Annotated in this window: 8 protein-coding genes and 3 tRNA genes; 7 read left to right on the top strand and 4 right to left on the bottom strand. The window is 67.2% G+C overall.

Features of this window, described 5'->3' with window-relative positions; translation table 11 throughout:
* The 4 genes from VAE53_RS05550 to lipB form a co-directional block, all read left to right on the top strand.
* Positions 1–472, top strand: a 472-nt coding sequence (locus VAE53_RS05550; RefSeq protein WP_322818375.1) for an FAD-dependent thymidylate synthase, incomplete at its 5' end; no start/stop codon positions are given.
* Between the two features lie 16 nt (positions 473–488).
* Positions 489–686: a hypothetical protein gene (locus tag VAE53_RS05545; RefSeq protein WP_322818374.1), complete on the top strand. Its 198-nt coding sequence runs from the start codon at positions 489–491 to the stop codon at positions 684–686.
* 123 nt (positions 687–809) lie between these two features.
* The gene (locus VAE53_RS05540) at positions 810–2,036 is read left to right on the top strand and encodes a biotin/lipoyl-containing protein (protein ID WP_322818373.1); all 1,227 of its coding nucleotides are present in this window, start codon (positions 810–812) and stop codon (positions 2,034–2,036) included.
* A 7-nt stretch (positions 2,037–2,043) separates the two neighbouring features.
* The gene (gene lipB / locus VAE53_RS05535) at positions 2,044–2,754 is read left to right on the top strand and encodes a lipoyl(octanoyl) transferase LipB (protein WP_322818372.1); all 711 of its coding nucleotides are present in this window, start codon (positions 2,044–2,046) and stop codon (positions 2,752–2,754) included.
* Positions 2,755–2,955: 201 nt separating this feature from the next.
* Here lipB and VAE53_RS05530 read toward each other — a convergent pair whose 3' ends face one another.
* From VAE53_RS05530 to VAE53_RS05515, 4 genes are all read right to left on the bottom strand, one after another.
* Complete coding sequence (locus tag VAE53_RS05530; RefSeq protein WP_322818371.1) at positions 2,956–3,705, bottom strand: YebC/PmpR family DNA-binding transcriptional regulator; 750 nt, start codon at positions 3,703–3,705, stop codon at positions 2,956–2,958.
* A gap of 100 nt (positions 3,706–3,805) precedes the next feature.
* Positions 3,806–4,348 carry a hypothetical protein gene (locus VAE53_RS05525; protein ID WP_322818370.1) on the bottom strand — a complete coding sequence of 181 codons (543 nt, stop codon included), beginning with the start codon at positions 4,346–4,348 and terminating at the stop codon, positions 3,806–3,808.
* Positions 4,345–5,523, bottom strand: coding sequence for a hypothetical protein (locus tag VAE53_RS05520; protein ID WP_322818369.1), 1,179 nt, complete (start codon positions 5,521–5,523; stop codon positions 4,345–4,347). The genes VAE53_RS05525 and VAE53_RS05520 overlap by 4 nt, the downstream gene beginning before the upstream one ends.
* A 39-nt stretch (positions 5,524–5,562) precedes the next feature.
* Positions 5,563–6,123, bottom strand: a complete 561-nt coding sequence (locus tag VAE53_RS05515; RefSeq protein ID WP_322818368.1) for a winged helix-turn-helix transcriptional regulator — start codon at positions 6,121–6,123, stop codon at positions 5,563–5,565.
* A gap of 183 nt (positions 6,124–6,306) precedes the next feature.
* Between VAE53_RS05515 and VAE53_RS05510 the strand changes: the two genes are divergently transcribed.
* The 3 genes from VAE53_RS05510 (at position 6,307) to VAE53_RS05500 (ending at position 6,623) form a co-directional block, all read left to right on the top strand.
* Positions 6,307–6,381, top strand: a tRNA-Thr gene (locus VAE53_RS05510).
* A 39-nt stretch (positions 6,382–6,420) separates the two neighbouring features.
* Positions 6,421–6,507: transfer RNA gene (locus tag VAE53_RS05505), tRNA-Tyr, on the top strand.
* 40 nt (positions 6,508–6,547) lie between these two features.
* Positions 6,548–6,623 (top strand) — tRNA-Thr (locus VAE53_RS05500).
* Positions 6,624–6,760 lie beyond the last annotated feature (137 nt).

Genomic DNA, 6,760 nt, shown 5'->3' with positions numbered 1-6,760 from the left:
GTTCGAGGAGGTGGGCGAGCTGTACGAGCGGATGGTGGAGGCTGGTGTCCCGGCCGAGGATGCGCGCTTCCTCTTGCCGAACGCGACGAACACGAATTTCAAGGTAACGGTGAACTTGCAGTCGTTGCTGCACATTTGCGACTTGCGGCTGTGTACGCGGGCGCAGTGGGAGTTTCGCAAGGTGGCGGCGTTGATGCGGGCCGAGGTGATGAAGGTGGAGCCGATGCTCGGGCGGATGCTCCAACCGAAGTGCGGGGAGCACCGACTGGGCTATTGCGACGAATCGGAGAAGGATTGGGCGGCCTGCCCGATTGGCCGGGTTCGACCGCACAAGGACGTCTTGTTCCGCGTTTACGAGCAGTACCGCCGGGGGGAACTGCAGCCGCTCCGGGCAGAGGACTACGCAGTGATCGAGAGCGCGGGGGAAGGCTCGGAAGAGGCTGACGTGCCTGTTTCGTCGACGGGCAACTGAGCTGGTCATCGCTGGGATGGGCCGCAAGCGATTGTTCGGGCGTTTCGGGCCGGCCGTGTTGCTGGTGGCAGGTGTGGTGTCGCTGGTGTGGGGAGCTGTGGCGGAGCGCGGGGGCCTGGCGGTTGCCGGGGTGATTGGTCTTTTGGGGGTCGTGGTGGCGTTCGGCCTGCCGCGGCTTCTGCGGGTAGGGGAGCGGGACGAAACCGAGAGCTGAGGGCTCTACCGGGCAGTCACGACCCTGTCACGCCTCCGGACGGGTAGGGGGTGGTGCGGGGCTCGGGTCGCGGCCCTGCATCGTCGAATCTTCGATCGAGGGACATCCTTTCGGGGGAGTCGTGTGGCAGCTCTGGTTTCGGTGCCGGACCTTGGTCGGGATATGGTCGGGGGCGTGGTAGCGGAGTGGTACCGCCCGGATGGGAGCGAGGTATCGCCGGGGGACCTGGTTTGTCGGCTGGAGTGCGACTACGTGGCGGTGGAAATCGAGGCGGAACGGGCTGGGGTGCTGCGACACCGACGACCGGTAGGAAGCATCGAGCGGAAGGGGACGGTGTTGGGGGTTATCGTTGGGCCTGGCGAACCGGTGCCCCCCGAGGAGGTGCTGCGCGCGGCCGAACCGCAGGATGCCCGGCCAATCGGCGGCTGTGAGGCGGTTCAGCAGGCCGAAGGACCGGAGGAGGATCTCTTCGGGCACGTGGGGGAGGTGGCAGACGGAGCGGATGGTACTGCCGATGGAACCGGGGCAGCGGCGATAGAGGAAGGGGCTGATAGGCGCCGCGAGGGATCGGATGTGGGTTCGGGGGCGGTGGTGCCGTTCCCACGGCGAGCTGGCGTTGCTCCGGGTCGAGCCGAGCCGCTGCCGGAGCCGGGAGGAGCGATCCCGGGACTTCCGCTCTGGGAAGAGGAGGCGACCGAGACTGCCCCGATGGGCGGTCCACACGGCAGCTCGACGGGGCAATCCGTTTCGGGCTCCGAAGACGGGGCTACCCCATCGTTGGCGCAGGCGGATGGCAGGCCGACGGCTCGGTTCGAGCGGATCGCGGAGGAGGCGGAGGCCGGGGCGGAGGTTCTGAGTGCTCAGGTGTGTGTCTCGTGGGAACGCGCCGTGGAGGCGGTCGAGTCGCTGACTGACGAGTGGCAGCCGTTCGGGCCGCGTCCGCGGGTGGAGGACCTGGTGTTGCGGGCTATCGCTCGGGCGCTGGCAGAGGCGGGCGTGGGCGTGGGTGTGGCGGGGATGGTGATCGTAGAGCCGGAGGCGGACCGCTCGTTCGCGGTGAGCGAGCCGCTGGAGCAGGAGTTCCGCGCGATGGTGCAGTCGCGCGCCGAGGGTAGGGCGCCGTTCGAGCGGGCCGATTGGCTGGTGGTTTCGTTGCTTCCGATCGGGGTCGAGCGCCTCGAACCGCGGCTGGCTGGTGGTCGACTGGCGTTCGGGCTCGGCGCGGGGAGAGATGGGAGCGGCACGATCACGATGCGTTACGACAGTGCGATGTTCGGGGAAGGAGACGCGGGTCGTGTCCTTGCTCGGGTACGCTCGTTGGTGGAGCACCCGTATCGCCTTTGGGGGTAGGCGCGCCATGCCGCTTGAACAGGCCGAGAATGGCCGCACGGTTGCGGTCTATGACTTGGGGACGACGACGTACGGTGAGGTACACCGGCTGCAACAGCGGTTGCAGGCGGCACGTCGGGCGGGGAACGGGGTGGATACGCTCCTTCTGACGGAGCATCGGCCGGTGTTCACGCTCGGTAGAAGTCACCCAGTTCCGAGCCTGCGGGTAGAGCGGGAGGCCGTGGAGCGTTACGGGATCGAGATCGTGCAGACGGAGCGGGGCGGCGACATCACGTATCACGGGCCGGGCCAGCTGGTGGCGTATGGGATCATTGCGCTGAAGGGCTGGGGCCTGGGCGTTACGGATTATGTGCACGGGTTGGAGGAGACGGTTATCGGCGTGCTCGCGGACTGGGGTCTTCGGGGAGTGCGTTCGGAGCGGGGGCGCGGTGTCTGGGTGGAGGGGAGGAAGATCGCGTTCGTGGGTTTGAACGTTCGCGGGTGGGTGACGATGCACGGGATCGCGCTGAACGTGGACCCGGACCTTGGGCATTTCGAGCTCATCAATCCGTGCGGGATGGCGGACTTGGAGGTGACGACGATGGCGTCGGAGGTGGGCCGCCAGGTGGTGATGCGGGAGGTGACGGAGGCGTTCATTTTCCATTTCGGCAGGGTGTTCGAGTGCCGGGCGTCGCTGCAGCCGATCCCGGGGCGGGATCGCGCCCGCCACGGGGTATAAGCGATTGGCGGTTCCCCTCTCTCTGTCGCCGGATTCGGGGAGATCCCGGATTTTTCGGTGGCGGGAGGAACTCGCCGGTGAGTGTGGGCGTTATTTACGGTGGAGGCCGAGATGGAACGGGTGGCTCATGCGGTTGGGCTCTTTCTTGCGCTGTACGCGGCGGTGGTGCTGATGCGGTTTGCCGGATGAGGAGGGTGCCAGCTAGCCGGCGTAGGTGGCGATGACGTCGTCGCTGAAGTCGGCGTTGGAGTAGACGCGCTGGACATCCTCGAGGTCTTCGAGGGCTTCGATGAGCCTGAGGACCTGGTGGGCGGTTTTTTCTTCGAGCTCGATGGTGGTTTTCGGGATCATGGCGAAATCGGCGTTTTCGACGGGGAGTCCGGCGGCCTCGAGGGTCTTGCGGACGGATTCGAGGGTGGCTGGGTCGGTGCGGACCTCGAGGACGTCGCCCTGGACTTCGACGTCGTCGGCGCCGGCATCGATGGCCTGGAGGGCAACGTCGTCGGCATCGCGGCCGTCGAGGGGGATGGTGATGATGCCGCGAGGCTCGAACTGCCAGGCGACGGAGCCGGTTTCGCCTAGGCTGCCGCCGGCGCGGCTGAACTGGTGGCGGACTTCGGAGACGGTGCGATTGCGGTTGTCGGTGAGGGCGGAGACGAGGATGGCAACTCCGCCGGGTCCGTAGCCTTCGTAGATGATTTCGTCGAGTTGGTCTTCTTGTGCGCCGCCGGTGGCCTTGGCGATGGCCCGCTCGATGTTGTCGTTGGGCATGTTGTTGGCCCGGGCGCGTTGGATGGCGAGGCGCAGTTTGAAGTTACCGGCCGGGTCGGGGCCGCCCTGCTTCGCGGCTTGCATGATTTCGCGGGTGAGTTTGGTGAAGAGGGCGCCACGCTTTTGGTCGTTGGCGCCTTTTTGGCGCTTGATTTGCGCCCACTTCGAGTGGCCTGCCATCGGTCGTGCTCCGGTGGTGGGGTGACGTGGTCTGCCTTGGAGTGTACCCAGGGGTGGCGCTACGGGTGAACCGAGGCGACCAGAGGTGGGGCAGCGTCACCTAGATGGAGCGTATGCCGTCGACGGCGAAGCCGGCGGCGATGGTGATGGCGACCGCTGCGAGGAGCCGGCTGGCGCCGTCGGCGGGTGCGCGATGCCTGCCCGCGCGGACGGCCACCAGCACGAGGCCGAGGGCGATGGCGGCGAAGGCACCGAGGGCGGCGAGACTGGTGGATGTTCGGGTAGCGACGACGATGACGGCGGCGGCTCCGGCGGGATTGACGAGGAGCGGGATGGCGAGCGGCGCGAGGGCCGCCTGCCACGCTTCGCCCGGCGCTGGGTATCGGCGGGGTCCGAGGATGAGGAGCGATGCGCCTGAGGCGGCGAGGATAATCCCGGCCGCGACATCGAACGTTGCGGGTTCGACCGAGAGTGCGTCGAGGAATTGGTGCGCGGCGGCGGCGATGCCGGCGTAGGCGAGCGAGGCCACCACGGCGGCGAGGGCGAGGGTGCGATGGGTGCCTACCCGGTCGGGGAAGTTGGCGGCGGCCGCGATGGGGTTGATGGCGGCGGTTATGGCGGTGAGTGCGAGCCAGTCGTTCATGGCTGGTCCTTTCCGGAGAGGATGAGCGACGCGAGGAGGAGGGCCGAGAGAGCGTGTTGCTGATCGTCCATGCGGGTGACGCCGTCGGTGAACCAAGCGCCTGCGGCACGGCGGGGGTCGGGGGTGGCGTCTGCTTCGGTGGTATCGATCTGGCGGTCGCGGAGCATGCCGGCGGCGCAGGCGAGGCGTGCTTCGATGGATGGGCGCAGATGGGCGAGGCGGGGGTCGGCGAGGCTCGCGCGGTGGAGTCCGGCGAGGCCTTCGCCCCAGGTTCCGAGTCCGGCTGCGCGGGCGTAGCGTCCGTGGAGACGCCGGGACCACCAGGTTTCGCGGCGGGCGGAATCGGTTCGGACGAGCAATCCGAAGCGGGCAGCGAGCGATTGGAGGTAGCGGACTTCGGCGTCGGTGAGGCCCCAGGTTGCCATTTCGCCGAACCCGTAAGCGGCCCATTGGTCGGCCCATGGGGGATAGGGGAGCTGTTCGACGCGGTCACGGTCTTCGGCCAGGTAGCGTGCGGTGCGGCGAGCGGCTTCGTCCCAGCCTTCTCCGGGGAAGAAGCGGTGCATGAGGGTGAGCGCCCAGAAGGCTTCTCCGGTTGCGTAGCGGGAGCGCTCGGTGGGGTCCGGGCGTTGGGCTTGGACGTCCCAGTGATTGAGAAAGGCGCCATCGGGAAGCTGGAGTGCGAGCATCCCGCGAGCGAGCTGGCGCATGAGGACGTCGTGTTGGGGGTCGCCGGTGGCGATGCGGCGCTGGAGGAGGCTGGCGAGCATGAGTGCGGTTGCCCCGAGGCGAACGCTGCCATTGGCGGGGTCCTGGAGTGCTGCCCAGTCGGCGTGGCGGTAGAGGTTGCGCTGCATCCATTGGAGGGCGCGGTCGGCGGCGGGGATGGTGGAGAGGTCGCCAGCGGCTGCGAGCTGGTAGAGGGACATCGTGACGCCTGCGTGGCGGACGACGTTGTAGCCGGGAAGGTCGGTGTTGGCGTGGATGTCGTATTCGTAGACGTAGGAGCCGTCGGGGTTTTGATTGGCTTGGATCCAGGCGGCGGCGAGCTTAGCGGCGTCGAGGGCGGTTTGGGCGGAGATGGCCGGACAGTACTGCGGTGCGAGGATGGTGGCCCGGAGGGTGATGGCGCCGAGGAGCCAGAGGGTGAGGGTGAGGAGGAGCGGCCGCTTCATTGCGGGGCAGGATACCGCCCGTGTGCTCGGCGAGTCAGTCTAGGCGTCGGGCATGGCATCGGCGGCGGCACGGCAGAGCCGGTCCATGACTGGAAAGAGTTGGTTGCCTTTTTCCGACAGTCGGTAGATGGAGGTGGGTGGATAGGTGTGCTCGACGGTGCGGTCGATGAGGCCGGCGGCCTGGAGGTCTTTGAGGGCGAGGGCGAGGGCGCGCGGGGTGATTCCAGGGAGCTCGGCTTCGATGTGAGAATAGCGGCTGGCCCCGCGACCGACGGCGACGAGGACGAGCATGGGCCACTTTTTGAGTGCGAGCGGAACGATGTCCATGGTGCGAACGGTTTCGACGGCATCGACGCAGGCGGAACCGACGGCGCGTCCGGCGGGGGCGAGGTCGCAGCGGGTGGTGTTGCCGGCGCGCACGCGGGTGATGACGCCGGCGTTTTCGAGACGTCGAAGGGTATCTCCGAGGGTATCGCGTGCGGCACCGAAGGCGCGCTGGAGGTCGGCTGTTCGTTGCGGGCCTTGGCGATAGAGGCGAGCGACGGTGGGGACCGACCAGCGGTGATGGAACATTTGGATGGCGGCGGCGAGGGATGTCAACGAGCACCCTGTGGGAAGGCTGTCGTGGTACCTTTGTACACGGGCTATAATGGGAAGGCAAGCTAGCGATGCGAGGGGACGGTTGGGCTTGCCAATGCGCGGCGGCGGATTCATACTTAGGGCTTGATCCGCTGCGGCGGATCGTTTTTGTGTTGGAATCCGCGGGGGTTCCCGGGAGGAGATGCCCGGGTGGCGCAACGGCAGCGCATCCGATTTGTAATCGGACGGTTAGGGGTTCGAATCCCCTCTCGGGCTCCAACACGAAGGCCCGGCTGCGCGAGCAGGCGGGGGTGCCATGGAGAGATGGCCGAGTGGTTAATGGCAGCAGACTGTAAATCTGCCGCGCTTCGCGCTTCGTAGGTTCGAATCCTACTCTCTCCACCAAACGAACCTGAATGTCCCGGCGGGTAACCGCTGGGTGGTGGCCCTCATAGCTCAGCAGGCAGAGCGCGTTCTTGGTAAGAACGAGGTCTCCGGTTCGAATCCGGATGAGGGCTCCAGTGTGGATCACCGGCGGCTGGGCCGCCGTTCCAAACCAGGCCCGGAGGGCGAGAGGAACCATCCATGGCGAAGGCGAAATTCGAGAGGACGAAACCGCACGTCAACGTAGGCACGATCGGGCACGTCGACCACGGGA

Origin of the sequence: Tepidiforma sp. (assembly GCF_034432735.1) — a bacterium.
GTDB lineage: Bacteria > Chloroflexota > Dehalococcoidia > Tepidiformales > Tepidiformaceae > Tepidiforma.
Note: the sequence above shows the minus strand (reverse complement) of the source record. Positions and strands in the feature narration are given on the sequence as shown.

Coding starts and splice junctions, on each gene's coding strand:
- VAE53_RS05545 (WP_322818374.1), top strand. CDS start 489: ATGGGCCGCAAGCGATTGTTCGGGCGTTTCGGGCCGGCCGTGTTGCTG.
- lipB (WP_322818372.1), top strand. CDS start 2,044: ATGCCGCTTGAACAGGCCGAGAATGGCCGCACGGTTGCGGTCTATGAC.
- VAE53_RS05530 (WP_322818371.1), bottom strand. CDS start 3,705: ATGGCAGGCCACTCGAAGTGGGCGCAAATCAAGCGCCAAAAAGGCGCC.
- VAE53_RS05525 (WP_322818370.1), bottom strand. CDS start 4,348: ATGAACGACTGGCTCGCACTCACCGCCATAACCGCCGCCATCAACCCC.
- VAE53_RS05520 (WP_322818369.1), bottom strand. CDS start 5,523: ATGAAGCGGCCGCTCCTCCTCACCCTCACCCTCTGGCTCCTCGGCGCC.